At 67.3% G+C, this 24913-nt stretch carries 24 protein-coding genes and 2 pseudogenes; 8 read left to right on the top strand and 18 right to left on the bottom strand.

Translation table 11 applies throughout. The features are described from left to right. The 8 genes and pseudogenes from M1M07_RS15005 to M1M07_RS14970 form a co-directional block, all read right to left on the bottom strand. Positions 1-174, bottom strand: a pseudogene (locus tag M1M07_RS15005) (mammalian cell entry protein); the annotation flags it as partial. A gap of 38 nt (positions 175-212) precedes the next feature. Further along, entirely contained in the window at positions 213-1457 is a 1245-nt protein-coding gene (locus M1M07_RS15000) for an MCE family protein (RefSeq protein WP_248674765.1), read from the bottom strand. Then, positions 1454-2485, bottom strand: coding sequence for an MCE family protein (locus M1M07_RS14995; RefSeq protein ID WP_248674764.1), 1032 nt, complete (start codon positions 2483-2485; stop codon positions 1454-1456). Before M1M07_RS14995 ends, M1M07_RS15000 begins: the two co-directional genes overlap by 4 nt. 1 nt (position 2486) lies before the next feature. After that, positions 2487-3509 (bottom strand): MCE family protein, encoded by a 1023-nt coding sequence (locus M1M07_RS14990; protein ID WP_197254603.1) that lies wholly within the window; start codon positions 3507-3509, stop codon positions 2487-2489. Next, complete coding sequence (locus M1M07_RS14985) at positions 3509-4759, bottom strand: MCE family protein (protein WP_197254604.1); 1251 nt, start codon at positions 4757-4759, stop codon at positions 3509-3511. The genes M1M07_RS14990 and M1M07_RS14985 overlap by 1 nt, the downstream gene beginning before the upstream one ends. Before the next feature lie 10 nt (positions 4760-4769). Continuing rightward, complete coding sequence (locus M1M07_RS14980; RefSeq protein ID WP_248674763.1) at positions 4770-5615, bottom strand: ABC transporter permease; 846 nt, start codon at positions 5613-5615, stop codon at positions 4770-4772. A 6-nt stretch (positions 5616-5621) separates the two neighbouring features. Continuing rightward, positions 5622-6413: an ABC transporter permease gene (locus M1M07_RS14975; protein ID WP_197254609.1), complete on the bottom strand. Its 792-nt coding sequence runs from the start codon at positions 6411-6413 to the stop codon at positions 5622-5624. A gap of 220 nt (positions 6414-6633) precedes the next feature. Further along, positions 6634-7239 (bottom strand): TetR/AcrR family transcriptional regulator, encoded by a 606-nt coding sequence (locus M1M07_RS14970; RefSeq protein WP_197254611.1) that lies wholly within the window; start codon positions 7237-7239, stop codon positions 6634-6636. Positions 7240-7510: 271 nt separating this feature from the next. On the opposite strand from M1M07_RS14970, the gene M1M07_RS14965 reads away from it, so the two are divergent. Then, positions 7511-8713 carry a cytochrome P450 gene (locus tag M1M07_RS14965; RefSeq protein ID WP_197254613.1) on the top strand — a complete coding sequence of 401 codons (1203 nt, stop codon included), beginning with the start codon at positions 7511-7513 and terminating at the stop codon, positions 8711-8713. A 64-nt stretch (positions 8714-8777) separates the two neighbouring features. Here the strand turns inward: M1M07_RS14965 and M1M07_RS14960 are convergent, their stop codons facing one another. The 6 genes from M1M07_RS14960 to M1M07_RS14935 form a co-directional block, all read right to left on the bottom strand. After that, complete coding sequence (locus tag M1M07_RS14960; protein WP_248674762.1) at positions 8778-11225, bottom strand: CoA transferase; 2448 nt, start codon at positions 11223-11225, stop codon at positions 8778-8780. Positions 11226-11276: 51 nt separating this feature from the next. Next, positions 11277-12446, bottom strand: coding sequence for an amidohydrolase family protein (locus M1M07_RS14955; RefSeq protein ID WP_197254615.1), 1170 nt, complete (start codon positions 12444-12446; stop codon positions 11277-11279). Between the two features lie 93 nt (positions 12447-12539). Then, entirely contained in the window at positions 12540-13781 is a 1242-nt protein-coding gene (locus M1M07_RS14950) for a cytochrome P450 (protein WP_248674761.1), read from the bottom strand. Between the two features lie 26 nt (positions 13782-13807). Next, the gene (locus M1M07_RS14945) at positions 13808-14002 is read right to left on the bottom strand and encodes a ferredoxin (RefSeq protein ID WP_197254618.1); all 195 of its coding nucleotides are present in this window, start codon (positions 14000-14002) and stop codon (positions 13808-13810) included. 50 nt (positions 14003-14052) lie between these two features. Further along, positions 14053-14700, bottom strand: coding sequence for a TetR/AcrR family transcriptional regulator (locus M1M07_RS14940; RefSeq protein ID WP_197254625.1), 648 nt, complete (start codon positions 14698-14700; stop codon positions 14053-14055). 214 nt (positions 14701-14914) lie between these two features. Next, positions 14915-15751: an SDR family NAD(P)-dependent oxidoreductase gene (locus M1M07_RS14935; protein WP_248674760.1), complete on the bottom strand. Its 837-nt coding sequence runs from the start codon at positions 15749-15751 to the stop codon at positions 14915-14917. A gap of 586 nt (positions 15752-16337) precedes the next feature. Between M1M07_RS14935 and M1M07_RS14930 the strand changes: the two genes are divergently transcribed. Genes M1M07_RS14930 through M1M07_RS14920 form a run of 3 tightly spaced genes read left to right on the top strand, consistent with a single transcriptional unit; the run spans position 16338 to position 18878 of the window. After that, entirely contained in the window at positions 16338-17198 is an 861-nt protein-coding gene (locus M1M07_RS14930) for a mycofactocin-coupled SDR family oxidoreductase (RefSeq protein WP_248674759.1), read from the top strand. Between the two features lie 59 nt (positions 17199-17257). After that, positions 17258-17449, top strand: a complete 192-nt coding sequence (locus M1M07_RS14925) for a ferredoxin (protein WP_197254630.1) — start codon at positions 17258-17260, stop codon at positions 17447-17449. Positions 17450-17504: 55 nt separating this feature from the next. Then, positions 17505-18878 carry a cytochrome P450 gene (locus tag M1M07_RS14920; RefSeq protein WP_248674758.1) on the top strand — a complete coding sequence of 458 codons (1374 nt, stop codon included), beginning with the start codon at positions 17505-17507 and terminating at the stop codon, positions 18876-18878. A 93-nt stretch (positions 18879-18971) separates the two neighbouring features. Here the strand turns inward: M1M07_RS14920 and M1M07_RS14915 are convergent. Continuing rightward, positions 18972-19445 (bottom strand): annotated as a pseudogene (locus tag M1M07_RS14915) (hypothetical protein); the annotation flags it as partial. Between the two features lie 1039 nt (positions 19446-20484). Between M1M07_RS14915 and M1M07_RS14910 the strand changes: the two are divergent. Beyond that, on the top strand, positions 20485-21165 hold the full coding sequence (locus M1M07_RS14910) for a hypothetical protein (protein ID WP_197254634.1): 681 nt from the start codon (positions 20485-20487) through the stop codon (positions 21163-21165). After that, complete coding sequence (locus M1M07_RS14905; protein WP_197254636.1) at positions 21162-21707, top strand: twin-arginine translocation pathway signal; 546 nt, start codon at positions 21162-21164, stop codon at positions 21705-21707. The genes M1M07_RS14910 and M1M07_RS14905 overlap by 4 nt, the downstream gene beginning before the upstream one ends. 9 nt (positions 21708-21716) lie before the next feature. Here M1M07_RS14905 and M1M07_RS14900 read toward each other — a convergent pair whose 3' ends face one another. Together M1M07_RS14900 and M1M07_RS14895 are read right to left on the bottom strand one after the other, a co-directional pair. Continuing rightward, positions 21717-22094 carry a VOC family protein gene (locus M1M07_RS14900; protein WP_248674757.1) on the bottom strand — a complete coding sequence of 126 codons (378 nt, stop codon included), beginning with the start codon at positions 22092-22094 and terminating at the stop codon, positions 21717-21719. 69 nt (positions 22095-22163) lie between these two features. Continuing rightward, the gene (locus M1M07_RS14895; RefSeq protein ID WP_197254638.1) at positions 22164-23084 is read right to left on the bottom strand and encodes a hydrogen peroxide-inducible genes activator; all 921 of its coding nucleotides are present in this window, start codon (positions 23082-23084) and stop codon (positions 22164-22166) included. Positions 23085-23167: 83 nt separating this feature from the next. On the opposite strand from M1M07_RS14895, the gene M1M07_RS14890 reads away from it, so the two are divergent. Then, positions 23168-23857 (top strand): PhzF family phenazine biosynthesis protein, encoded by a 690-nt coding sequence (locus M1M07_RS14890; protein ID WP_248674756.1) that lies wholly within the window; start codon positions 23168-23170, stop codon positions 23855-23857. Here M1M07_RS14890 and M1M07_RS14885 read toward each other — a convergent pair. Then, the gene (locus M1M07_RS14885) at positions 23837-24526 is read right to left on the bottom strand and encodes a hypothetical protein (RefSeq protein ID WP_248674755.1); all 690 of its coding nucleotides are present in this window, start codon (positions 24524-24526) and stop codon (positions 23837-23839) included. The two genes, M1M07_RS14890 and M1M07_RS14885, sit on opposite strands and share 21 nt — an antisense overlap. Before the next feature lie 113 nt (positions 24527-24639). Here M1M07_RS14885 and M1M07_RS14880 point away from each other — a divergent pair, with 113 nt between their 5' ends. Next, the gene (locus tag M1M07_RS14880; RefSeq protein ID WP_248674754.1) at positions 24640-24903 is read left to right on the top strand and encodes a hypothetical protein; all 264 of its coding nucleotides are present in this window, start codon (positions 24640-24642) and stop codon (positions 24901-24903) included. Positions 24904-24913: the final 10 nt, after the last annotated feature.

The raw sequence follows: 24913 nt of genomic DNA, 5'->3' as shown, positions 1-24913 counted from the left end.
GTCGTCGATCATGACCGGCGAATTCGATTCGAGGGTACCCACATCGGCCATCTCGACGGTGAAGGTGTACGAGCCCTCCCCCCGGCCCGGTGTTCCCGGCAGGGGCAGCGAGTTCACCCCGTCCCACGCACAGCCGGACACCGTCGACGCGACAACTGCGGCAGCCAGGAGCATCGCGGGCGTACCCCGCAGGACGGCGGATGTTCGAGATCTCATCGCGGCGTTCCTCCTCCGGGAAGCAACAGGTCGAGCAGGCTCGACGCGGGCGTCGTCGCCGGGGCGTTCACTCCCCCGCCGGCCGGAAACAGGTGGGGTTCGGTGTAGATGAGGTTCTCGGGCCGCGCGGACGGTCCCTTCACCGGGTTGATCGGGGTCGGAAGATAGTTGAACGTCAGCTGATTCAGCAGTGGACCGAGGTACCGGACGCACTTGTCCGCCGATTCCTGCGAGGTCGAGTTCTCGACGGCGGCGATCCCGGCGCACACGAACTGGATCGGGTTCGAGAAGTTGTTGAGGACGAAAACCCCTGCCTCGGTGGCGGTATCGGGATTGTAGATGTTGTAGAAGTTGGCCATGCTCGTCGGGAAGATGTGCAGCAACTGTTCGACGTCGTCCTTGTTGTCCACCAGATTCTGCGTCACGTTCACCAGACGCTCGATCTGTTCACCGGCGCGGTCGCGGTTGTTCGCGACGAACCGCTGCACGTCACCGACCGCGACGGACAGGTTCGTCACCGCCGCGTCGAGGTCGGTGGTGTTGTCGTCGAGCACGCTGGTCAACGTAGCGAGCCGGTTCTCGAAACTGACGATCTGCACGTTGCTGTCCCGCAGGGTCGTCACGAAGGTCTGCAACGCCGCGACGATGTCCACGATGTCGCCGCTACCGTCGGCGAGAACCCTTCCGGCACCGGACAATTGCTCGATGGTACTGCGAAGCTTGTCGCCGTTGCCGGCGAGCGCGTCGGCGGTGCTGTCGACGAATCGTCCCACCGCACTGGACGAGAGATCGCCGTCCGGGCCGAGTTCCGCCGCGAGACGGGTGAGCTCGGTCTTGACCTCGTCCCACTCGACGGGAACCGCGGTGCGTTCGAGGGGGATCGTGGCGCCGTCGGCCATCGTCTCACCGGAGCTGCGGTACGCCGGGGACAACTGGACGTAGCGGGCCGCGACCAGGCTCTGGGCCACGATCACCGCGCTCGCGTCCGCGGGTATCGGGACACGCCGATCCACGGCCATCACGATCTCGGCGGTGGTACCGCGAGGCTCGATCGAGACGATGTGCCCCACCTCGACGCCCGCGACACGCACCCCGTCGCCCTCGTAGATCGCGGTGGCGGTCGTGAACACCGCACGGATCGTTCTGGGGCCGAACAGCTCTCGGTTCCCGATCGCGGAGGCGACGGCGATGCCGCAGACGAGAGCGGCTGCGGCGAGCAGAACGATCGTGCGGCGTGTCATCGCGGCTCCTGACCGGGGACGAGGAACACGGCCGGCGGATCGACGCCGAGGGCCTGGTCGACGAACGGTTGGATCATGTGCCCGTCGACGAGGTTGGCGACAAACGCGTTGTAGAACGGGCCGCCGGAGACGGCCTCGCCCTGGGTCAGTGCAACCTTCGCCAGTCCGGGCAGCGCCGCGGCGATGTTGTCCCGGTTCTCCTCGAGCAGCGCCGCTACGGAGTTCAGCCGGTCGAGCGTCGGGGCCAGTTCGGCCTCGTTGTCGGCGACCAGGCTCGACAACTGCTCGGACACCGCGGCGGTGTTCGCGAGCAGGTCCACGATCGCCTGCCGTCGTTCGGCGAGGACGGCGACCAGGGTGTTCGCGTCGAGGATCAGGGTGTTCACCTGCGCGCTGCGGTCGGCCAGGATGCCGGTGACATCGCGCGTCGCGGTGAGCAGGTCGCGCAGGGACTCGTTGCGGTCGTTGAGCGAGCGCGACAGTTCCGTCAGTCCGTCGAAGGTCGGGCCCAGCTGCGGCTCGATGCGCTCGAGGGTCGTGGACAGCAGGTCCAGGGAGCGGTTCACCGCGTCGGTGGCGATGCCGGACACGTTCGTCGTCAGGTCCCCGACCGCATCGGTGAGCGAATACGGCGACGACGTGCGGTCGGTGGGGATCACCTCGTTCGGGCGCAGCAGGCCCGGCCCGTCCGACACCAGTGTCAGGATCCGTTTGCCGAGCAACGAGCCGGTCTTGATGTGGGCGGTGGTGGCCGATCCGAGCCGCACCGACGAATCGACGGAGTACTCGACCAGCGCATCACCGTCGAGCAGCGACACCTTCGACACGGTGCCGACCTCGACGCCGGAGACGACGACGTCGTCGCCGGCCCGGAGCCCGCCGGCTTCGACGAATCTCGCGCGGTACGGCAGTGTGGTCGCCGCCGTGATGAACGCCTGCGCCTGCAGCCCCACGAGCAGGATGCACGTGATCAGGACGGTCCCGATGATGCCGTTGCGGATCAGGTTGGCAGATCGATAGCGCAGCATGTCAGGGAGCGCACCTTCCCGAGTCCTGTTCGATCCACGGCAACTGGACCGTCTCGCCGTTCTCGTCGGTCACCCGCACCGAGATGGCGCAGATGTAGTACTGGATGAAGTTTCCGTACGCGCCGACCCGCACGAGCTTGCGGAAGTTCTCGGGAGCTTTCTCGAGCGCGGAGTCGAGACGTTGCTTGTCGTCGTCGAGAAGTGTTGCGAGCCGCGCGAGTTCGTCGACGGTGCCCGCGAGCGGTGGCCGTGCCTGCGTGAGCAGGTCCGTCATCGACGCCGTGCCGGTGTCGAGGGCTTCGATCGCGGCACCGATGGGGTCGCGTTCCGCCGACAGTTCGCCCACGAGCCGTTCGAGGCGGTCGATCGTCGCGGTGAAATCGCCGCCGCTGTCGGACAGCGTGGTCATCACCCGGTTCAGGTTGTCGATCAGGCTCTGGACGATCTCGCTGTTCGTTGCGAGTTCGTTCGAGAACGACGACGTCCGCGCCAGCAGTGACTCGACGGTGCCGTCCTGACCCTGCAGGATCTGCAGCAACGACGACGTGAGTGCGTTGACCTCGGTCGGATCGACGCTGTCGATGACGGGTTTGAAACCGCCGAGCAACAGGTCGAGATCCAGGGCCGGTGCGGTCTGCTCGACCGGGATCTCGGCGCCGGCGGGGAGAACCTGCGACGACCCCGGTCCTTCGTGGAGCGCGAGATAGCGGTCCCCCACCAGGTTCAGGTACCGAACCGCCGCCGTCGTGCCGGTGGTGAGCACGAGGTCGCGGTCCGCGTCGAATGTCACCACGACCGAGTGGTCGTCGCGCAACGCCACGTCGGAGACGGTGCCGACCCGGATACCGGCGATCCGCACCGGGTCGCCGGAGCGCAGACCCGACGAATCCTCGAACACCGCCGAATAGGTGGTCGTCGCGCCGGTCCGGTACTCCCCGAAGACGAGGACGAGGAGGCCGGACAGCACCAGCATCACGGCGGCGAAGGCGCCGAATCGGAGGATCGGGCCGTTCCGGGTGCTCATCACGGCCCCCGGTCCGGTAGCGCGGGAAACAGGTTCCGCAGGGCGGGAATCGGGTTCGGCAGGGCCGGGATGCCGAACGGTACCGCGGGTGCCGGATCCGGCACTCCCGGTCCGGCGACCCGCCCGAGCAGCCCTTCCGACAGCCCTTCGACGGTGACCGCCTGCCGTCCGGAATCGAACGGATCGGCACCGACGTCGGCGACGACGAACGGCGGGCGGCCTTCGTACGGCACCGGCAGGACCGAACATTGGGGTCCACCGGAGGCGGCGACCTTCGGCAGGTCCTCCGGATACCGATACGGGTCGGTGCCCCACAGGAAGTTCGCGGACAGGCCGAGCCCTTCCACGTCCACCGGTTTCGAATCGGCGAGGAAGGCCAGGCCCGTCAGGGAACAGGTCAGCGCCTCGTTGTACTCGTCGGTGAGTGAAGTGGTCGGCACCAGCACATCGAGCAGCGTCGTCAGCCCGTCCCGATTCCGGGCGAGCACGGGCTGCCCGGCGCCGGACAGCCCGATCATCCCGAGGAGGAAGGCGTCGAGATTGTGTTCCTCGTCGACGACGGTGTCGCCGATGGATGCGGCGTTCGCACCGGTCGTAATCAGGTCGGGTGCGGTCTCCGCGTAGGTGGAAGCCACCGCCGGCGCCAGCGCGAGGTCCGTGACCAGCGCGGGCAGGGCCGGTTCGATCGCGCCGAGGACGGAGTCGAGGTCGACGAGCATCTGCCCGAACCGGTCACCGCGACCGTTCATCGCGGCGGCGACCGCGCCGAGAGTCTCGTTCAGCTTCTCCGGCTGTATCCGGTCGAGGACGTTCACGAGTTGTTCGAAGACGGTGTTGATTTCGACGGTGACGTGCTCCGATTCGAGAACCCGGCCCGCCTGCAGGGGCACCGGAGACGGGTCGTCCGGCGGGAGGAACTGCACGAACTTCGCTCCGAACACGGTGGTCGACGCGATGTCGACGGAGACGTTCGACGGGATCGCCTCCACCTGTGCGGGATCGAGCGCGAGGGTGATCTCCGCCAGGCCGTCGGGCCGGGCCGTGACGGAGTCCACCCTGCCGACCGTCACGTCGCGCATCTTCACCTTCGCGTCGGGATACATCACCAGCCCGGCGCGGGGCGAGAGCACGGTGACCCGCACACTGCCGGTGAAACGCCCGTCGAACAGGACGGCCGCACCGGCGACGATGGTGGCGAGCACCGCGATCGCCGCGAGCCCGGCGAGGGGCCGGAGCACCTTCGGTCCCATTTCCACCTCGCTATCCGGACAGGTTGAAGTTGCCGTTGGCGCCGTAGACCGCCAGCGAGACGAGCAGGGTGACCGAGACGACCGCGATGAGCGACGTGCGGACCGCGTTACCGACGGCGGTGCCGACCCCCGAGGGCCCACCGGCGGCGAAGAACCCGAAGTACGTGTGTATCAACAGGATTGTCAACGCCATGAGGAACGCCTGCAGGAAAGACCACAGCAGATCGATCGGATTCAGGAACGTCGCGAAGTAGTGGTCGTAGAGTCCGGCGGACTGACCGAGCAGGAACACGGTCGTGAATCGGCTCGCGAGGAACGAGGCGACGACGGCCAGTGCGTAGAGCGGGGTGATGGCGATCAAGCCTGCGACGATGCGCGTGCCGACGAGGTAGGCGATCGGTTCGATGCCCAGCGATTCGAGTGCGTCGATCTCCTCGTTGATCCGCATCGCGCCGAGTTGCGCGGTGGCGCCGGCACCGAAGGTCGCGGCGAGACCGATCCCGGCGACGACCGGCGCGGAGATCCGCACGTTGATGAACGCGGAGAGGAAGCCCGTGAGCGCTTCGATACCGATGTTCCCGAGCGAGCTGTACCCCTGCACCGCGAGGGTGCCGCCGGTCGCCAGGGTGAGAAACCCGACGATGACGACGGTCCCGCCGATCACCGCGAGAGTTCCTGCGCCCATGCTGGTTTCGGCGATCAGCCGCAGGGTTTCCCGTCGATACCGCCAGGCCGCGACGGGGGCGCCGACGAGAGCACGGACGTAGAAGATCGCGTGATCGCCGACCCGGCCGAGTCCGTCGACGGGACGCCGCAGCAGGGCGACCGTGCGCGCGTACTCGGAACTCGGAGGCACGTGTCGTCACCTGGCCGTCAGCTGGATTCCGATGGCCGTCACCACGACGTTGACCACGAACAGTGCCATGAACGCGTACACCACCGTTTCGTTCACGGCGTTTCCCACCGCTTTCGCACCGCCCGAGACCGTCAGCCCGCGATAGCACGCGACCAGTCCGGCGATGAGACCGAACAGCAGCGCCTTGACCGAGGAGATGATCACCTCGTCGATGCCGGTCAGCAGGGTGATTCCGGCGGCGAAGGCTCCGGGATTGACGTCCTGGACGAACACCGAGAAGGTGTAGCCGCCCATCACCCCGATGATGCAGACCAGTCCGTTGAGCAGCATCGCCACGAGACCGGACGCGAGCATCCGCGGTGTGACGAGCCGCTGGACGGGGTCGATTCCGAGAACCTCCATCGCGTCGATCTCCTCCCGGATCGTGCGCGAGCCGAGATCCGCGCACATCGCGGTCGCTCCCGCGCCCGCGACGATCAGCACGGTCACCATCGGGCCGACCTGCGTGACCGCACCGAATGCCGCACCCGCCCCGCTCAGGTCGGCGGCGCCGAGCTCGCGCAGGAGGATGTTGAGTGTGAAGCTCACGAGCACCGTGAACGGAATCGCCACGAGCAGGGTCGGCAGCAGGGACACCCGGACGACGAACCAGGACTGTTCCAGGAACTCACGTGCTTGAAAAGGCCTGCGGAACAAGAACTTCACCGCGTCGGCGGACATCGCGAACAGTCCCCCGACCGCACGAACCGGACCCGACCGATCGCCCGAGAGGAGGCCGCGTACCCATCCGCCCGGCACAGGCCACTCTCGTGGCGCGCCGGAGACACCACGTTCCCGGGATGATTCTCTGATTTCGGATCGCATCGTTGCCCCATCTGCGAACGATATTCTCGATTGCCGTAAAGCTTACAGTTGATTCGTCAGAACTCAAGGACCGAGGTTACGCGAGTTGCGAGCAACGCTTCTGGCGCACAACTGATCCCACGAACTGCACCGCTGCGGTGACAGCGTCCGGCGCTCACTTCACCACGACTGCAGCAAGATCCCGATCGAGCGAACGGGAGTACTCGGCGAAGACGTCACCGAGCGGGATCGTCCGATCGAGCAGCCACGAGATCTCCATTCCGTTGATGAACGCGATGATCTCGACCGCCCGCACCGACGCGTCGATGTCATCCCGGTACCGACCCGAACGCTGGTGAGTGCGAATCGTCTCGGCGACGATGTCGACGGACAGGCGCCACCTGTCGAGCAGCCGACCGTGCAGGGGTGCGTCCGGCATCAGGTTCTCGACCAGCATCACCACGAACGTCCCCACCAGCTCCGGCGACTGTTCGATGCGACAGGCCGTCTTCCGGATCTCCTCGGCCAGATCCCCGGCCGGATCGGCGCGCGCGTGATCGTCCGCGTCACGCGCGTCGAGTACCGCGTGCAGCAGTTGCTCCTTCGACGAGAAGTGGTACAGCAGACCGGCGGGGGTGACCCCGACCTCCTGCGCGATCTGCGCGAGCGTCGTACCGCGCCAGCCGTTGCGCGTGAGGATGCGCTGCGCGGCGGCGACGATCTGCAGCCGGCGATCCTCCCCTTTGGACAGGAGCGCGTCGTAGGACCTCGTGACCTGCACAGCACCCTCCGGTCGATGGTCGGACCCACGGGGGATCACGGGAATGCCGCACTCCGAAAACGCCGCATTCCGAAATCGTTGTCGTCTCGCACCTTTCAGGCCTCCCCGCCCCGATCCGGTGCTGGATGAGAATTCTACTCTCAGAATCAGAGAATAATGCTTGCATCGCAAGACTCGGAGCCCGACACTGGTAGCAGTCGATGAGATCGTTCCGACTGCAGTCCTGCCCAGCGCGCACGCGAATACGAATCCTCCGAAAGGTGGCAGACCTGTGACGACCAGCGCAGCCAGCGACATTCGATACGACCCGTACGACGTCGAGATCAATGCCGATCCCTACCCGATGTTCAAGCGTATCCGCGAAGAAGCGCCCCTCTACTACAACGAAACCCACGATTTCTACGCGCTGAGCCGCTTCTCGGACGTCAACCAGGGACTCGTCGACTACCAGACGTTCAGCTCCGCTCGCGGTGCGATTCTCGAACTCATCAAGGCGAACATCGCGATTCCGCCGGGCGTGCTGCTCTTCGAGGATCCGCCGATCCACGACATCCATCGAAAACTGCTGGCGCGGATGTTCACTCCGCGCAAGATCCAGGCACTCGAGCCGAAGATCCGCCAGTTCTGCGCCGAGGCGCTCGACCCCCATGTGGGATCGGGCCGGCTCGATTTCGTCGCCGATATCGGCGCACAGATGCCGATGCGGACGATCGGCATGCTCCTGGGCATTCCGGAGGAGGACCAGGAAGCCATCCGCGACTTCGCGAACGAGCAGATGCGGACCGAGGAAGGCGGTCGGATGAAGGCCGCATCCGACGGCATGGTCAGCGGTGACATCTTCGGCGCCTACATCGACTGGCGCGCCGAGTATCCGTCGGACGACATCATGACCGAATTGCTCGAGGTCGAGTTCGAGGACGAGACCGGAACGGTTCGCCGGCTGACCCGGGACGAACTCCTGACCTACGTGAACGTCGTATCCGGGGCCGGCAACGAGACCACCACGCGGCTCATCGGCTGGGCCGGCAAGGTGCTCGCCGAACACCCCGACCAGCGACGACAGCTCGTCGAGGATCCGACGCTGATCCCCGAGGCCATCGAGGAACTGCTGCGGTTCGAGCCGCCGGCACCGCATGTCGCGCGGTACGTGACCCGGGACGTCGAGTACCACGGCACCACCGTTCCCGAGGGCAGCGTGATGATGTTCCTGATCGGCGCCGCCAACCGCGATCACCGCCAGTTCGGTCCCGACAGCGACACATTCGACATCCATCGCGAGCCCCGCCAACATCTGACCTTCAGTGTCGGCACGCACTTCTGTCTCGGTTCGGCACTGGCCCGGCTCGAGGGCCGGGTCGCACTCGAGGAGATCCTGAAGCGCTTCCCCGAGTGGGAGGTCGACGTGGCGAACGCCGCGCTGTCGCCGACGTCGACGGTGCGCGGCTGGGACACACTGCCCACCGTCGTTCCCTGACGGCGGACAGCGAAACGCCGCCGATTCCGGCGGCGTTCCGTGGTGTCCGGGGTGCATCGTCCCGTCACCACACCGGTGTGCGCCCGAGGACACCGTCGCCTTCGAGCGCGACGATCTCCGCGTCGTCGAATCCGAGTTCGGTGAGGATCTCGTGATTGTGTTCGCCGAGCAGCGGTGCGCGGCGGACGTGGACGTCGGTCGGCCCTTCCGAGAATCGCGCCGCCATCGTGCTGTACCGCGCCGTGCCGAACACCGGATGGTCGAGTTCTTCGAAGAATCCCCGGTGCGCGAGCTGCGGTATCTCGCTCTGCCGGTGCGGTTGCATCACCTTCGCCACCGGCACACCGGCACCCCACAGCACCTCCACGATCTCGTCCGCCGTCCGGCTCCGGCACCACCGCGCCAGCTGGTCGTCCAGAAGATCGTGGTGGCGACGCCGTCCCTCGACGGTGCCGAGCTCGGGATCCGCCGCCCACCCGGGATCGCCCAGCGCAGTACGCAGGAACGACCATTGTTCGTCGGTTTCGACCGCGACGGCCACCCAGCAGTCGGGTCGCCCGAACTCGTCGAGCTCCTCGGTCCGGTACAGGTTCTGCGGCGCAGCGACCGGACCACGATTCCCGTCACGCTCGAGAAGCGTTCCGTACGCGGAGAACTCGATCCCCTGCTCCGCGGCGATGTTGAGCGCCGCATCGACCATCGGTGCCTCCACCAGTGCGCCCTCACCGGTGCGGCGGCGTTGTTCGAGCGCCACGAGGAGCCCCACGAGCGCATGGACACCGGCGTTCGGATCGCCGACCGAATAGGGTTCCACCGGATTCTGATCGCGATGACCGGTCAGCCAGCTCAGGCCCGAACAGTCCTCGATGACGTAGGCGAAGGCCGGGTTGTCGCGCCACGGACCGTCGAGGCCGAATCCCGGCATGCGAACCAGGATCGCGTCCGGACGCAGGGCACGAACCGTGCCGAAATCCAGCCCGATCTGGTCGAGTACACGTGGGGTGTAGTTCTCGACGATCACATCGCACGTCGCGATCAGCCGGCGGAGCACCTCACGACCACGTTCGGTGCGGAAATCCAGGGCCAGGCTCCGCTTGCCGGTGTTCAGGGCGGCGAAGATCGGCGACTTCTCCCACCAGTCGTCTTCGGAGACCGGCACTCCCGCGATCAGCCGGGTACCGTCCGGGCGCGACGCCGATTCCAGGTGGATGACATCGGCGCCGAGCATCGCGAGGACGTGGGTGCAGGAGGGTCCGGCCCAGAAACTCGTCATGTCCAGCACGCGCAGGCCGTCGAACGGCCGAACCGAACGAGAGCCGGCCGAACCGGCGGCGCCGTTGTCCGCCGGCCGCGGCGTCCCGATTCGCAGGCGCCGATCCCGCGTGTGTTCCCCGAGGGCGGGCGACGGTCGCGATCCGGGCAACGCGCCGGGCTCGATGCGGTACGGGCGAACCGGTTGGACGAAGTCTCCGCGGGGGTTGTCCGTGAACGTCCCCCGGATGCGGTAGTGACCGATTCCGGTGACGTTCTCCCCGTTGCCGACCGGACCGCTCGGAATCCGCAGGGCCGCGGCGAAGTCGAGGATCTCCTCGACGGACCGCTCCGCGATCCACGCCCGGATCTCCGGGGCCATCTTGATGGCCTGTTCGGTGATGGACAGCGGTGATTCCTCGTCGATCCATTCCGGGTGCCCCACCATGACGCACAGGTCGAACCACTGCTGCGCGGTTCCGCACCCCAGCGCGACCAGACCGTCCTGCGCGGTGGCCACCCCGGGAACGGTCAGCCGCCGCTCGGTGCGGAACGGGCGATCGAGTCCGTCGAAGAACGAGACCGGATGGTAGGTGAGACAGAGGATCTCGGTTTCGAGCATGGACACGTCGACGAGTTCTCCGTCGCCGGTGAGCCGGGTGCGTGCCCGCGATGCCAGCGTGGCCGCCGCGGCCGTCGCACCGGTCAGCCATTCCCCGATCCTGCCGCCGATGTGCACCGGTGCGCGGTCGGGAGCACCGCGCCCGAGCCCGATGATCCCGCCGGACCACGCCTGGACGGTGAATTCGGTGGCCGGCCGGTCGCTCCACGGGCCGTCCAGACCGAACGGGGTGATCGCGGTGACGGTCAGGTGCGGATACGCCTGCCGGAGTTGCTCGGGTCGCAGCGACGGGTGTTCGGCGACCGCCGATTCACGTGACCACACCACCGCGTCCGCGGTCTCGAGCAGCGCGTGGACCGTGTCGAGGTCGTCCTCCAGGTCGGGGTCCGCGACGACGCTGCGCTTGCCTCCCGCGAGGAACGCGAACAGGGCTCCGTCGCTGCCGGATTCGATCCGGGCGCCGGAGGCGCTCCAGGTCCGCAGCGGATCGCCGCCGGGTGGTTCGACCTTCACCACGTCGGCGCCGGCGTCGACCAGCATCTTCGTGCAGTAGGCACCGGCAATGCCGGTCGACAACTCGACCACGACGTATCCGCTCAGCGGTGCCGAGCCGGCCCCGCCTTCATCGTTCCCGTCCACGAATCCCTCGGTCCTCCTTCGGTCTCGACACACTGGGCCGTTCGGGCACCGTCACAGACCGAGGAAATCCATCACGTTCCCGCTGACGATGCGGGCCGCGGCGTCCGGGCCGACCGCGTCCACGACGGCGGCGAGAGACTTTTCCGAGTATCCGAACGTGCTCTCGTTGTGCGGGTAGTCGGACGACCACATGATCTTGTCGATTCCGATCTCGTCGGCCATCGACAGTCCCAGCGGATCCACCATGAACGAGGCCCACATGTTCTCGTCCCAGTAGTGCCGGATGTCGTGTTCGACGGGACGGTCGAGCATGTGCCGGAACGAGGCGAGCAGGTGCTCGGCGTCCTGGATGGCGGCCGGCACCCAGTTGATCCCGCCTTCGAACCAGCCGATCCGCAGTGCCGGATGACGATCGATGATGCCGCTGAAGATGTACTTGGCGAACATCTCCCGGAACGGGGCGACGTTGTGCATCATGCCGACCGCGACGCTGTTGACCTCGCACGGGCTCGACAGCGGCGCTTCGCCGATGTGGTGCGAGACCGGAACCCCGGACGCCTCGATCTCGTCCCAGACCGGGATCATCGCGGTGCTGGCGTAGTCGATCTGGTTGCCGTCGTTGTCCTTGCCCGCCGAGAGTGGGAGCAGGAAGGTCTTCAGGCCGAGGGACTTCAGTTCGGCAAGCGTGCGCCGGGCACCGTCCGCGTCCCACCAGTTGACGAGTCCGACCCCGTAGAACCGGCCGTTCGACCGCTCCTGCAGCTCGGCGATGTATTCGTTGTATATCCGGAAGGACAGTTCGCGAACTTCCTTGTCCGGGTAGAACAACAGCGCGAGGAGCGCATTGGGGAAGGCGAGCTCGACGTCGATGCCGTCCTCGCCGAGATCTCGAATCCGGGCTTCGAGGTTCGTGCTTCCGGACCCGTCCAGCGGGTCGTACTGCATGAGTACGTGACTGAAATCGCCCGGGAGGAAGGACTTTCCCTTACGCCCGAGCTGATACGCGCCTTCCTCGTACCAGACGCGCGGCGCCCGGTCCTTCATTTCTTCGGGAAATCGCTCGAAGAAGATGTCGTCGGCGAGCGAGATGTGGTTGTCGGCCGAGAAGACCTTCGTCCCGGCGGGCAATCCCACCCCGCCCGCGGCGTGACCGCGCCGGTCCTTCGGTGGACCGAATCCCTCGGGCGGATACAGCAACGAGCTCGTGTTCGGAACCGGCATCGTGACCCTCCGTTTCGGATCGATTGGTTCACACATTTCGCGACGCGACATCGGCGTGATGCCCGTCGAGTTTTCGTCGGACCGGACCGGTGATCACCACGCGACCGGCAGCGAGTAGACGCCGAACGCCAGACGATCGTGCTTGAATTCGACGTCCTCGAACGGAATCGCCAGGCGCAGAGTCGGAATACGGCGAAGCAGCGTGCTGTAGACGATCTGCAGCTCCGCCCGCGCGAGCTGCTGTCCGACGCACTGGTGCGGCCCGAACCCGAACCCGACGTGCAGGCGAGCCGGCCGGTGCACATCCAGCTTGTCCGGTTCGGGGAACGCCTTGGCATCCCAGTTGGCCGGTGCGAGGTCGACGATGATGCCCTCCCCCGCGCGGATCGTCTCGCCGGCGATCTCGATGTCCTCGACCGCGACGCGGCGCTGACCGTTCTGGATGATGCTCAGGTAGCGCAGCAGTTCCTCGACCGCGTTGGCCAGGACCTTCTTGTCGTCGGTGTCGCGGACGACGGCGAGCTGCTCGGGGTTGCGCAACAGCGCCAGTGTGCCGAGAGCGATCATGTTGGCGCTGGTTTCGTGCCCGGCGATGAGCAGCCCGGTGCCGAGCTGCGCAGCCTCCTTCATGCTGATCTCCCCGGCCCGGACGCGTTCGCCGAGTTCGGACACGACGTCCTCGGCGGGTGCGTCGATCTTCGCCTCGATCAGCTTGATGAGGTACTTCGCCAGCCCGGTCCGGCCTTCGGCGGCCTGCTCGGCGGTCGCGTACCGGTCGACCCCGATCGTGGCGTGTGCCTGGAAGAACTCGTGGTCCTCGTAGGGCACACCGAGCATCTCACTGATGACCAGGGACGGAACCGGGAGTGCGAGGGCCGTGACGAGATCCGCGGGCTGGGGGCCGGCGAGGATCGCGTCGATGTGCTCGTCGGTGATCCGCTGGATCGCGGGGCGCAGCGCGTCGACCCGCTTGAGCGTGAACGGCTTGGTGAGCATCCGCCGGAAGCGTGTGTGTTCCTCCCCGTCGGAGGTGAACACCGAGCGCGGGCGCTTGTGCACCGTCGAGAGCATGCCCTCGTTCCAGTGCGGGAAGCCCGGCTTGCGGTCGTCGACGCTGACGCGCGGATCGGACATCAGCTCCTTGAGTTCGGCATAGCCGGTGACCAGCCACGGCGTGCTGCCGTCCCAGATACGGACCCGGCTGAGCGGGCGCTGCGCGCCCATGTCCAGCACCTGCGGCGGAGGAGCGAACGGGCATTCCGCGGCCCGGTCCATCGGATACTCGGGAATGTCTGCGGCTGTGACGCTTTCGGGTCCTGCCAGCGTGTCGGACATCGCGCTCCTCGTGATCGGTCGTGGGGTCATTCCTCGATGCGGATGGCCAGTGCAGGGCACATCGACGCGGCCTCGCGCACACCGTCGGCGAGGTCCTCCGAAGGGCTGTCGTCGAGCAACACGACGATGCCGTCGTCCTCCCGCTGGTCGAACACCTCGTCGGCGTGCGCGACGCACTGCCCGGCGGCGATGCATCTGTCCTGGTCCACGTAGACCTTCATGGCGTCTTCCTTCGTGGGTACGTGTGGGCGGTGGCGCCCGAAACCGGAGGTCAGCCGGTCGTGACGGGTGCCAGCAACAGGCCGGTGATCGCGTCGATCAGGCTGGTGCCGGTCGCGGTCCAGTCGGAGCCGGTGCCACCGTCTGCGAGGGTGCGCTCGAGCTGGGCGCTCGTGTGCACGATGAGCAGGCGGGCCATCGCGAAGCGTTGACGGCGGACGTCGGGCGGCAGGTCCGGCAACGACCGTTCCAGTCCCGCGATGATGGTCAGCAGTGACCGGGAGGTCAGCGACTCCTCCGAGACCACGTCACGGAACGCGGGGTCGGGCATGAGCTGTGCACTGAATCGTGCGTACCACGTGGGATTTCCGAGCGAATCGAGATGCTCGGTCAGCGGGCGCACCAGGCAGGTCACCCAGTCCCGCACATCGGCGGAGTCGCCGACCTGCGCGACCATCTGATGGCAGAGTCGTTCGACGTGCGCGTTGTGCTTGCGCACGATGGCCCGGACCAGGTCGGCTTTGGTTCCGAAGTGGTATCCGACAGCGGCGTTGTTGCCCTGTCCGGCTTCCTCGCTGATCTGCCGATTGGAGACGGACGCGATGCCCCGTTCGGCGAACAACCGCTCGGCGGCCGCGAGAATCGCCCCCCGGGTCGCGCTGACACGCTCGGCGCGAGCTGTTCGATTCGCAGTGGTCATCGCATCCGCTCCTTGTGTGCCCCACCCAGCGAGGCGTCGGCTCTCGTTCCAGGTGAGGACGTTGCGATCGGGGGCGGCCACCCGAGCCATCACTCGGGTGGCCCCTCGATCCCATCCCCCGTGATCCCCGTCACAGTAAATCCGACGGGCACGGTTAAGTCAAGCAGTTGATTTAAATTGCCGATCCGCAGGCGTGATGCCCGCCGGTCTCCGCTCAGGACGTCGGCGTGGGAGCGGCCGGTGCGGGAGCAGGCTTCCTGCGCAACGGTTTTCCCGCGGTGGTGCCACCGTCGACGGGAAGCACCGTCCCGGTGAGATAACGTGAGCGATCCCCGGCGAAATACAGCGCGGCTTCGGCGACGTCCTCCGGGGTCCCGTCCCGTTCGAGCGGCCGATCCGTCTGCATCGAGGCACGAACCGCGCGCGTGAGCCGTTCACTGCGCTCGTCGGCCATCGCGCTCATGGACGTGGTGAGCAGGGCCGTGGGTATGCTGCCCGGCGCAATGCAGTTGACACGGATGTCGTACTGCGCCAATTCGATTGCCGCCGACTTCGTGAACTGGATGATCGCGGCCTTGGACGCCCGGTAGGTCATCACGCCACCGCCGGCCTGGATCCCGCCGATCGAGGACATGTTGACGATCGATCCGCCGCCGTGCTCGGCCATGAACGACGCCGCGTACCGAGTGCCTGCCATGACACCGAGCAGGTTCACTGCCATGACCCTGCCGAAGTCGGCGAGGTCGTCGTGAAGGAAACTCTTGTGCATCCTGCCCGGAATGCCGGCGTTGTTGCACATCACGTCGAGTCCGCCGAAGCGTTCGATCGCGAATTCGACCGTGGCCGCGACCTGCTCGATGTCCCCGACGTCGGTGTACCGGAACACCGACGCCGGGCCACAGGCTCGGACCAACTCCTCTGCGCGCTCACGTTCCACGTCCGCGACGACCACCCGAGCACCCTCGGCGACGTACCGCTCGACGATCGCGCGGCCGATCCCCGATGCTCCACCGGTGACGACGGCGACCTTGCCGGTCAGTTCGTTGACCATCGATTCGATTCCCTTTCGATTCGGAAGAGCGACCTGGACGCACATTCGCAGCGATCCGACCACCTCGGGAGCACCTCACATCGCCGAGACCGCAACGCCGCTGACATGCGCCGGCGCCGGAGGCTAATTCCACCTGCATCGATCCCTGGACGCGACGCAGAGCCCCACCGGCCGCGAGGGTACGGGAAAGAATGTTCCGGAGAACGGGGAATCCGGTCTTTCGCAGACATTCGACCGTGGACGGCACGACCTTCCGCTTCCCCGCCACCGAGACCATTCGCTGCGCGAACGAATATGGGACCGGCCACATTTCGGACTCCGCCGCCGAACCCGGACGGGGACGAATGTCCGAATCCTTGCCCGAGCTCCCGTATGCAGAGTATGATTCTCGTAAATCGGAATTATCATTCTGTTCCGAGGCAAAGGCGATTCAACCGGGGCATGCCCCACACAGATTCCTTTCACGACCGCGCGGCGGACATCCGCATTTCTCGGGGCAAACGACCGACACCGAGCAGCATCCTCCGGTTCCGTCCGGCGCCACGGCCGACGGCCCGAGAGACCACAGACACAGGAGGGAAAGATCGTGGGACGAGTTGAAGGCAAGGTTGCGTTCGTCACCGGCGCCGCGCGCGGACAGGGCCGGAGCCATGCGGTTCGCCTGGCCGAAGAGGGCGCGGACATCATCGCCGTCGACCTGTGCGAGGACATCCCGACGATCGGGTACGCGATGGCCCGCCCGGAGGATCTCGAGGAAACGGCCCGGCTCGTCGAGAAGACCGGACGCCGAATCGTGACCGCGCAGACGGACGTACGCGATGTGGCGCAGTTGCGTGCGGCGCTCGACGCCGGCATCGCCGAGTTCGGGAAGCTCGACATCGTCGTCGCGCAGGCCGGCGTCGCAGGAATGAAGGGTGAGCCTCAGATCCAGGCCTGGTGCGATGTCATCGATACCAACCTGATCGGCACGATCAATGCCATCCAGGTGTCGCTCCCCCATCTCGGCGACGGCGCGGCCATCGTCGCCACCGGGTCGACGGCGGCCCTCATGGACACCTCGAAGGTCGACAACCCGGGCGCCGACCTGGGCGGCATGGCCTACGTGCACTCGAAGCGGGCACTGACGCACTACGTCTACGACCTGGCCACCCACCTCGCGCCGCGCGGCATTCGCGCGAACGTCGTCCACCCGACGAACTGCAACACCGCGATGCTGCAGAGCGAGCCGATGTACCGCTCCTTCCGCCCCGACCTCGAGCACCCGACCCGCGTGGATGCCGAACCGGCCTTCGGGGTCCAGCAGGCGATGCGCATCCCGTACGTCGAACCCGAGGACATCAGCAACGCGATCGTCTACCTCGTCTCCGAGGAAGCCCGCTACGTCACCGGTGTGCAGTTGCGGGTGGACGGCGGCGGCTACCTCAAGTGGTACGACTACCACGTCTGATCTCCCCTGCTCATCTCCCCTGCGGGGCACGGATTCACGACAACTCGAAGGACAGGTCAATGAAGGTGAAAGTCGATTCGCAACGCTGCCAGGGTCATACGCTCTGCGCGATGAGCGCCCCGGGCGCCTTCGAACTGAGTGAGATCGACGGTCACGCGTCCGCGGTGTACGACCGGGTCCCGGCCGATCAGGAGGAGCAGGTGCGCGAGGCGGCACGATCGTGCCCCGAACAAGCCGTCTCCATCTCCTGACCCCGCCCGAACAGACGTGCGCCGTGAACCACGACCAACCGAGGGAAGCCACACCGTGACCACCGAGAACATCGTCACCGACGAAGATCGCAAGAAGAACCGATACCACTTCGACCGCCACACACCCGAGTACCGGCATCGGTTCGAATCGATCACCCAGGAGATGCACGAAACCTGCCCCGTCGCCTGGACGGACACCTACGACGGCCACTGGGTCGCGGCCGGCAGCGCCGCGGTCTTCGAACTGGCCCGCTGCCCGCACATCTCGAACGATCACGACATCAACAACGAACGCAAGGGCTACAAGGGCATCTCGATCCCGACCGCCCAGCGCGCGTCACTCGTGCGCGGCGGGATCCTGGAGATGGACGATCCCGAACACCGCGAATACCGTTCGGTGCTCAATCCCTATCTGTCGCCGGCCGCGGTGCAGCGGTGGAAGCCGTTCATCGACGAGGTCGTCCGCGCGAGCCTCGACGAGAAGATCGAGCAGGGCCGCATCGACTTCGTCGACGACCTCGCCAATGTCGTGCCCGCGGTACTGACCTTGGCGATGCTCGGAATTCCGTTGAAGCAGTGGTCGATCTACAGCGAACCGGTCCACGCGGCGGTGTACACACCGGAGAATTCGCCCGACGCCCCGCGCGTCGCCGAGATGCACCGGGCGATGGGACTGGACCTGCTCACCAACATGCACGAGATCCGCCAGAATCCGCGGCCGGGACTGGTCAACGCGCTCCTCGAACTGCGCATCGACGGTGAGCCCGCACCCGACCTCGAACTGCTCGGGATGCTGGGGCTGATCATCGGCGGCGGTTTCGACACCACGACGGCGCTCACCGCGCACGCCCTCGAATGGTTGTCCCGGAATCCCGAACAGCGCGACGAACTCAGCCGCGAACGTGACTCCCTACTCGACTCCGCGACCGAGGAGTTCCTGCGCTACTTCACCCCCGCCCCCGGTGACGGACGCACGATCGCGGCGGACTTCGAAGCGGCCGGCACCGAGTTCAAGGAAGGTGAGCGTCTGTGGCTGTCCTGGGCGATGGCCAACCGCGACCCGTCCCTGTTCCCCGAGCCGAACCGAATCATCATGGACCGCAAGGCCAATCGCCACTTCAGTTTCGGACTCGGGATCCATCGGTGCATCGGGTCCAATGTGGCGCGCACGGTGTTCAAGTCGATGGTGACCGCGGTCCTCGATCGCATGCCCGACTACCGGTGTGATCCGGAGGGCACCGTCCACTACGAGACGATCGGCGTCATCCAGGGCATGCGCAATCTGCCGGCCACCTTCACGCCGGGACCACGGCTGGGTCCCGGCCTCGACGAAACGCTCGAGAAGCTCCAGCGTCTGTGCGACGAGCAGCATCTCGCGGAGCCGGTGACCGTACGCCGCGACGCGGCAAAGATCGGTGACCCGCAGTGATCAACCGTCCGAACTGAACAAGCACACTGCCGCCGTCGCCTCGACCACTTCTCCGGAGATGGTCGAGGCGACGGCGGCGGGCGGGAATCGCCCGGCGGGCAGAAGGTCCGATCGCACACGAGGCCGCGACAGCCGTCCGGTGCAGAACGTCTCGGCGGCGGTCACGTCGGTTGCGCTCGCGCCTGCCGCGACGAGCGCCTGGGCCTTGAACGCCCTCGCAGCCAGACTCAGGCGGTGCTGCACGAGCCGCACCTCGCTGTCGAGCTCGGGCGGAATACGATCGCCCCACAGCGTCACTTCCGTGGGGTGGTGCCCCAGAGCGGCGTGGACCCCGTCCCGGACCCGGGTATCCGAGCTGTACAGGTCCGCCTCGACGGCGACGGTGTGCGGGTACAACCCTTTGCGGCGAGTCGTCAGGACGGATTCGAGATCACCCGTGCCCACCCCCAGGATCCGCAACGGGCGCGGATCCGATGCATCCTGAACGAAGACCGTGACGTTCCATCCGGCCATGACGCGATCGAACAGCCAACCGCCGGCGAACCGGACGACGTCCGCAGTGTTCAGCGCGACGACGTCGAGGCGGTATCGAGAGTCGACGGTTCCGGATTCCCCTGACGACCCGTTCTCTCCCGACCCCTCGCCCCCCGAGCCCTTCCGGTGAGCCGTGTCGAACTGCCGAGCTGTCATGGAAGTTCCTTTCTGCCTGACGAGACCGAATTACCGTGACGACCGAACGGTCCGACGCCTGCCGACAGACGCAGCGCACTCCATCGACCTCGGTGTCCCGGGTACTTCCGAACTGCATCCCCGCCGGTCCTCGGCGACATGCGCACCCCCGTGCGCGTCGCACGACAACGGTGTGGCACGGCAACCCCCCTGCGGACCGAGAACCTAGTAAACACACAGTAGGTTGGTTTGACAGATGTGACAAGGGTCTCATTCGAGACTGTTTCGGCACCTCGTCACGCCCGCGGCCGAGCCGACCCGGTCGCATACCAGGCCGGCTCCCGGGCAAGGTTGAAGCTCCAACCATAGCCCGCAACAACGCTTTACGAGCGTTCGAAAGCGGCAACGATGCCCATCGCCGGCGCAGCGCGGACAGACCGGAACTCGACCACCCTCCACCCGGCGGCACATCGGCCACCGCGCGGGAGGGGGCGTGCGGGACGGGCCGGTTCGCAGAGGGACCGTGTCCGGACGGTCGCCCACTCGTTCGACACCGACGTCCCACGAATAGAACTACAGCAGTGACACTTTCGACACGCACCTACAGCCGAATGACGGAACCGGGCGGGAGGTCGCACCTCGGTCACCGAGATTCATGCCCGATCACGTTGCTGTCCAATAATATTCGCGTACCGGTGCGCGTTCCGGTATCCGATGGGACCGTCCCCGACTGTGGCACATCACAGCACGAGTGCGATTCCCCGTGCGTTCCGGATCATTTCGTGCTGACATGTGGGATGTCGGCGAGACACATCCCTGGGGCCGGACGTTGACGCCGACCCCGAGAATGCGGAAGCGTACAGGCGGAACGCCCGTGCCGAGCCGAGGATCGCACGATGCTCGAAGCGAGCCCGGTGCTCGAGCCAAGGAGGTACACATGCCGGACCGCGCGCCGTCGTCGACCGACGCCGAGTCCCTGCTCCTCGCCGCCGAGGAAGCCGAAGCCGAAGCGGTCGCAGCCGAAGCTCGCGCTCGCGCCGCGCGCCTTCGTCGGCAGGCGCGCACGGCCGGTTCGGACGACTCCGGTGAAACAACCGAGGCGGAGTCGACCGAGGCCGGGAGCACAGGAACCGGCGGCCGCCGACGGACTCTCGCGGCCGTGGCCGCGAGCGCGGTGATCTGCACGGCCGTCGTGGCCTGCGCCTACATGCTCCGGCATCACGCCGGGGCGAGCGATCGAGACCGCCGCGCGGCGGAGTTCGAGGCAGCGGCACGGCAGGGTGTCGTCACCCTGACCACGCTCGATTTCGACAACGCCGACGCCGATGTTCAGCGGGTCCTCGACAACTCGACCGGTGAGTTCCACGACGACTTCCGGAACCGGGCCCAGGACTTCGTCGACGTCATCGAGCAGTCGAATGTCGCGACCGAGGGCACGGTCGACGCGGCCGCGGTGGAGTCGATGACCGACGACTCCGCGGTCGTGCTGGTCGCGGCGACCTCGAAGGTGACCAACGCGGCCGGTGCCGATCAGGAGCCGCGGGTGTGGCGGCTCAGCGTGACCGTCACCCGTGACGGTGATCGGCTGAAGATGTCGAAAGTGGAGTTCGTGCCGTGAACAACGACTTCGAGAATCCTCCCGCCGCCCGCGCGAGCACCCCGGCCGGGACGCTGCGGCGGCTCGTCTCCGGACGGACGGTGCTGTCGCTTCTCGCGATCGTGTCCGTCGCGGTCGCGTCGGGGCTGTACGTCGGCCTGTACCGGACGGATGCCCGCACCGGCGACGACGTGGCGCGCGCGGCGCTCGATGCCGCCACCGCCGGATCGGAGGCACTGCTGTCCTACTCTCCGGAGACGATCGATGCGGATCTCGAGACCGCCAAGTCGTATCTGACCGGGGACTTCCTCGCGTACTACACGGAGTTCACCGATCGGGTCGTCGCGCCGGCCGCGCGCGAGAAGTCGGTGACCGCGACCGCCTCGGTGGTGCGAGCGGCGGTCTCGGACCTGCAGGCGGATGCGGCCACCGTGCTGGTCTTCACGAATCAGGTGACCACGAGCGCCGACAGGCCCGATCCGACGGCGATGTCGAGCAGCGTGCTCGTGTCACTGACCGAGGTCGACGGCAGGTGGCTCATCTCCGCGTTCGATCCGGTGTGACCGGTCTGCTCATCCGGTGACGACGAGGCAGAACACATGGCCACCCGGGTCGCGGTAGGTGCGGAACGTCGGGCTCGGATTCGGTCCGATCACGCGGACCGCGCCGTGCTGCAGCGCCCAGCGTTCCGCGGCCTCGAGGTCGGTGACCTGCAGGTCGAGGTGGGCACGCAGAGGCACGGTCTCGGCGGGCCAACTCGGCGGGACGTGTCCGGGTGCCCGCTGGAACGCCAGTCCCCCTCCGGCCGGTGCCCGCAGCTGAACCCAGTCGTCGTCGGTGGCGTCGGAATCGAGTTCCCAACCCAGCAGCGCGGCGTAGAACGCGGCCAGACCGCGCGGGTCGGGAGTGTCGAGCACGAACACCTGCAGACCGATCTCGGGGCATGACATGCCGCCATGGTGCTCCCCCGCGCCGCCGGACCGCAGCTGTTCGGCAGAAGGGAGCGCTCCGGCGCCTCGCTACCGGACGCCCTCCGGGGCAACCTCCCGAAGCACATCGGCGAGCGCGCGATAGTCCTCGGCGCGCCCGCTCGACGAACGGAACACGAGGCCGATCGTGCGGCCCGGAACCGGTTCGGCGAACCGCGCGACCGCGAGATCGCCGGTGGCGCACTCGACCGCGACCGACGACGCCGGAATGAGCGTGACGCCGAGTCCGCCGGCGACGCAGCGCACGACCGTGGCGAGCGAGGTCGCCCGGGTGTCGCCGGAGAGCGGATGCGCGTCCACGGAGCGGCACAGGTCCAGAGTCTGGTCCCGAAGGCAGTGCCCCTCGTCGAGGAGCAGCAGCGGGAGTTCGTCGAGCACGGTCAGCGGTACGTCGTCCCGACCGGCGAGCGCGTGGTCCGGGGGGACGACGAGCACGAAGTCCTCGGCGTAGAGCGGTATCTCGATCAGGCCGGTCGATCCGGACGGCAGCGCGAGCACCGCGACGTCGAGGGTCCCGGCGCGCAGCGACTCGAGCAGCCGGGCCGTCTGGTCCTCGATGACGTGCAACGACAGCGACGGCATGCGGGTCCGCAGTTCGGGCAGCAGCGTCGGCAGCACGTAGGGCGCCACGGTGGGAATCAGGCCGAGACGCAGTGGTCCGGTCAGCGGATCGGTGACGCCCGCGGCGGCGGCGACGAACCCGTCGGCCGCGTCGACGATGGCCTTGGCCTGGCTCAGGAGGCGCGCACCGTCCGGAGTCACCAGCACGCGGCGGGTGCTGCGTTCGATCAACTGCACGCCGAGACCGGATTCCAGGGCCGCGAGACCCTGGGACAGCGTCGGCTGGCTCACGTGCAGGCGGGCAGCCGCCGTCCCGAAGTGACGGTGGGTCGCAACCGCGACGAAGGCACGGAGCTGCGACAGGGTCGGCTGATACTGCTGATCGGACACGCCTATGAGTATATCCCGACCGATAGATTTCCCTTTAGACTTGGTCGCGACGAACGAATACACCGGGGGTTACTGTTTCCTCCATGACGATTCAGGTCGGCGTCGTCCGGGTCTTCACCGACGACCGCGGAGAACACGGCAACCCACTCGGCATCGTGCTCGACCAGGACGTCGACGCCGCCGACCGCCAGCGGATCGCGGCCGAACTCGGCTACAGCGAGACGATCTTCGTCCGACCGCCCGGACCCGGCGGGACGCGCGCCCAGGCCCGAATCTTCACTCCCGCGAAGGAACTTCCGTTCGCCGGTCACCCCACGGTCGGATTGTCCTGGTGGCTCCGCGATCGCGGAACCCCGATCGACACCCTCGAGGTCCCGGCCGGGCCGGTCGCGGTGCGCTACGACGGGGATGTCACCTGGGTGGGTGCGCGTGCGGACTGGGCACCGCCGTTCGTACTCGATCAGCGGCCGGCCCCCGAAGACGTGGACCGGTGCAGCTCCGGCGACTTCGCCGATGCAGCCGAGTGGTACGTGTGGGCCTGGACCGGGGAAACGGCCGGAACCGTCCGGGCGCGGATGTTCGCACCCGCGTTCGGCATTCCCGAGGACGAGGCGACCGGAGCCGCCGCGGTCCGGCTCACCGCCCACCTCGGCCGGGACCTCGACATCACCCAGGGACGCGGATCGCGGATCCGGACGGCCTGGCTGTCGGACGGGCGCGTCGAGGTCGGCGGTCGCGTCGAACGCTGCGAGTCACGCTCCCTCGCCCGCTGACCGCCGCCCGGCCGCGAGATCCTCCTCGCTGAGGAGGACCTCGATTTCCCTCCCGAACTCGACTCCGGGTGCCAGCGGAAGGCGGTCCCCGCTCCAGAACCGACCCGGGTCGTACCAGTTGCTGCCCCGCCGCCGCTGTTCGAGCAGCCCCATCTCCTCCATCGTCATACCGACGACCTCGGCGCAGTAGGCGCTCTCGATGCCCACGTCCGACGGCTTCCGGAGCCGCGGCAGGCGACCGGCGAACCAGCGGCCCGTCAGTTTCGCGGTGGACGGGAACGGCGTGCCGTCGAGCCGCGCGATCGACCGCAGCAACTGGTCCTCCTGCTCCGGGCTGATCTGCGTGGAGATCTGCCGGAGCCAGCCCCGCTGCCCGTACCGGGCGCTCCACACCTGCACCGCACCGCGCAGATCGTGCAACTGCACGCCGCGCTGGTGCCGGCCGGTCCACATGTCGGGCAGGCTCTTTCCGAGCTCGGCGTGCCACATCAGCGGCGGCAGGTCATCGAGGACGACCGCCATCCCGACGTGATTGACCGGCGCGTTCGTCAACGCCTGGATCGCACGGTCGGCTCCGCTGCTGCCCCGGAAGATCCACAGGTCACCGGTGCGTGTGATCGCCACCGCCTCGTCGAGCGTGATCCGGGATCGTGTCGCGCTGTGCTCCATGCCCGACAGCCTTCCATGCCACGGTGACCGGCTCCCGCGACCGGTCCGGCCGGGGTGGCCGGGTAGGCGGGTGGGCCGGACGACAGACATCGTCGTCCCTTAGGGTCGGGGCCATGGCACTTCGGGGCAGGCAGTGGTGGAAGCTGGTCGGACTGGCCGGTGTGGTCGGCGTCGCGGCGACCGGCGCGGTCGCGGTGCGTGCCGAACGCAAGCGGCGGGGTTACACCCCGGACGAGGTGCGCTCGGTGCTGCACGAGCGGTATGCGCAGGCTACGGCCGCGCACGACTCCGCGGGCGAGGTACCGCTGACGGAGATTCCGGCGACAGCGGTCACCCGGCTGCGCCGGGCACTGCGCCGGCTGCTTCGCCGCCGCTGACGGATCGACC

This window comes from Rhodococcus sp. HM1 (genome assembly GCF_023218075.1).
Lineage (GTDB): Bacteria > Actinomycetota > Actinomycetes > Mycobacteriales > Mycobacteriaceae > Rhodococcus.
This window is presented reverse-complemented; position numbering and strand designations above follow the sequence as displayed.

Bases quoted from the DNA above. Each gene is read 5' to 3' on its own strand.
- M1M07_RS15000 (WP_248674765.1), bottom strand. From the start codon at position 1,457: ATGACACGCCGCACGATCGTTCTGCTCGCCGCAGCCGCTCTCGTCTGC.
- M1M07_RS14995 (WP_248674764.1), bottom strand. From the start codon at position 2,485: ATGCTGCGCTATCGATCTGCCAACCTGATCCGCAACGGCATCATCGGG.
- M1M07_RS14990 (WP_197254603.1), bottom strand. From the start codon at position 3,509: ATGAGCACCCGGAACGGCCCGATCCTCCGATTCGGCGCCTTCGCCGCC.
- M1M07_RS14985 (WP_197254604.1), bottom strand. From the start codon at position 4,759: ATGGGACCGAAGGTGCTCCGGCCCCTCGCCGGGCTCGCGGCGATCGCG.
- M1M07_RS14955 (WP_197254615.1), bottom strand. From the start codon at position 12,446: ATGCCGGTTCCGAACACGAGCTCGTTGCTGTATCCGCCCGAGGGATTC.
- M1M07_RS14950 (WP_248674761.1), bottom strand. From the start codon at position 13,781: ATGTCCGACACGCTGGCAGGACCCGAAAGCGTCACAGCCGCAGACATT.
- M1M07_RS14945 (WP_197254618.1), bottom strand. From the start codon at position 14,002: ATGAAGGTCTACGTGGACCAGGACAGATGCATCGCCGCCGGGCAGTGC.
- M1M07_RS14940 (WP_197254625.1), bottom strand. From the start codon at position 14,700: ATGACCACTGCGAATCGAACAGCTCGCGCCGAGCGTGTCAGCGCGACC.
- M1M07_RS14935 (WP_248674760.1), bottom strand. From the start codon at position 15,751: ATGGTCAACGAACTGACCGGCAAGGTCGCCGTCGTCACCGGTGGAGCA.
- M1M07_RS14925 (WP_197254630.1), top strand. From the start codon at position 17,258: ATGAAGGTGAAAGTCGATTCGCAACGCTGCCAGGGTCATACGCTCTGC.
- M1M07_RS14910 (WP_197254634.1), top strand. From the start codon at position 20,485: ATGCCGGACCGCGCGCCGTCGTCGACCGACGCCGAGTCCCTGCTCCTC.
- M1M07_RS14900 (WP_248674757.1), bottom strand. From the start codon at position 22,094: ATGTCATGCCCCGAGATCGGTCTGCAGGTGTTCGTGCTCGACACTCCC.
- M1M07_RS14890 (WP_248674756.1), top strand. From the start codon at position 23,168: ATGACGATTCAGGTCGGCGTCGTCCGGGTCTTCACCGACGACCGCGGA.
- M1M07_RS14885 (WP_248674755.1), bottom strand. From the start codon at position 24,526: ATGGAGCACAGCGCGACACGATCCCGGATCACGCTCGACGAGGCGGTG.
- M1M07_RS14880 (WP_248674754.1), top strand. From the start codon at position 24,640: ATGGCACTTCGGGGCAGGCAGTGGTGGAAGCTGGTCGGACTGGCCGGT.